Annotated in this window: 1 protein-coding gene and 1 pseudogene; one reads left to right on the top strand and one right to left on the bottom strand. The window is 72.0% G+C overall.

Translation table 11 applies throughout. The features are described 5' to 3' along the window. Nucleotides 1–297: pseudogene (locus EIO58_RS17965) on the bottom strand (DEAD/DEAH box helicase); the annotation flags it as partial. 279 nt (nt 298–576) lie between these two features. Between EIO58_RS17965 and EIO58_RS19060 the strand changes: the two are divergent. Further along, the coding region (locus tag EIO58_RS19060) for a DUF998 domain-containing protein (protein ID WP_240659006.1) at nt 577–1,390 on the top strand (814 nt) is incomplete at its 3' end.

Raw genomic sequence — 1,390 nt, 5'->3', positions numbered from 1 at the left:
CGCAGTGTCGGTGCGGCCGTCGCGGGCGTGGGTGCGGATCGCACGCGCCGCATCTCGCCCGACGCGCTCCTGCTCCGACCAGCGACGCTTGGGCGAGGCATCCTGCTGCCCCTCGCGATAGCCGCGATGACCGGGGCTTCTGCTTCCCCGCTTCCCGGCGGACGCCTCGCCGGGGCGTCGCTTCGGCTCGTCGTCGCGCGTGCGTCCGGCGTCCTTCGCGGAGCGGTACTTCGGGTTGTACCGGGGATCGAAGTTCTTGGCGGCGCGACCGCCGGCCGGTTTCTTGTTCTTGGGCATGCGCGTTCCTCGTTGTGCGTCCGTGTGGACTCGCACACCGCCCGAGCCCGCGCGGCGGCCGGAGCCGACCGGACCAGCGTACCTTCGCGCATGCTCACGGAATCCTCAGCCAGGCGAAAGACGACCAGCGTTCTCTCCGCTGTCCGGGCTACTGTGAGACTGAGCGGCTTGCCGCTGACTGGGGATTTCTGTTGTTGTCGTATGGCGGGCCCCGGTTTCGGGTCCTGTTGGGGGCGGCCCGGGACCGGCAGGTGCGCCACCGAACCGATCGTGAGTCGCATGCCTCCCACGACCCTCGCCGACGCACCCGAAGCACCCGAAGCACCAGCCGTTCCTCTTGACGTGGACGCGATCGCCGATCCGTCCGCGCCCGCGCTCGTGACGCCGCCGCGCCCCGCGCGGTCGAGCGCGGTGCCCGACCATCACGCCGTCGCGCACGGCATCGGCCGTCTGGCCGTCCTCTCGCTTCCGGCCGGCGTGATCATCGCCGCTCTCACCACCCAGGACCCGCTGTGGTGGCACCTCCACTTCTCGCAGCTGGGTACGTTCACCGACTTATCGGGCCGCACGTTCAACGCGACCGTGACGTTCTCCGGCTTCTTCCTCGCCGCCTACGGGGTGTTCCTCGCGGTCGCGCTGCCGGTGCACACCGGCCGCCGCACGGCGCGAGCCCTCCGCGGATCCGTGGTGTCCGCCGGGCTCCACCTCACCGCCGTCGGGCTCGTGCCGATCCCCGTGAGCTCGGCCATGCACGACATCATCGCCAGCGGCCTCGGTCTGTCGTTCCTCGCGATCGTCGTCAGCGCCCTCGGTCTGCCCGGACGCACCCGCGGGTTCCGCCGCGCCACCGCACTGTGCGTCGCACTGCTCGCGACGGGCATGGTTCTGCTCACCGCGGGCCTCATCACCCTCGCCCTGTTCGAGTTGGCCGCGTTCGTGTCCATGGGCATCTGGCTGCTCTCGCTCCCCCGCGTGCTCGCGCAGGGCTCGGCGCTCACCGGCATCACCCGCGTACGCCGGACGCCGCGCTCGTCGGCGGTGCAGGCACGACGGGCCGCACCCGCGCCCCAGCGCCGCGCGAGCTGGCGCCCGG

Source organism: Microbacterium sp. CPCC 204701, assembly GCF_004010105.1.
GTDB lineage: Bacteria > Actinomycetota > Actinomycetes > Actinomycetales > Microbacteriaceae > Microbacterium.
Note: the sequence above shows the minus strand (reverse complement) of the source record. Positions and strands in the feature narration are given on the sequence as shown.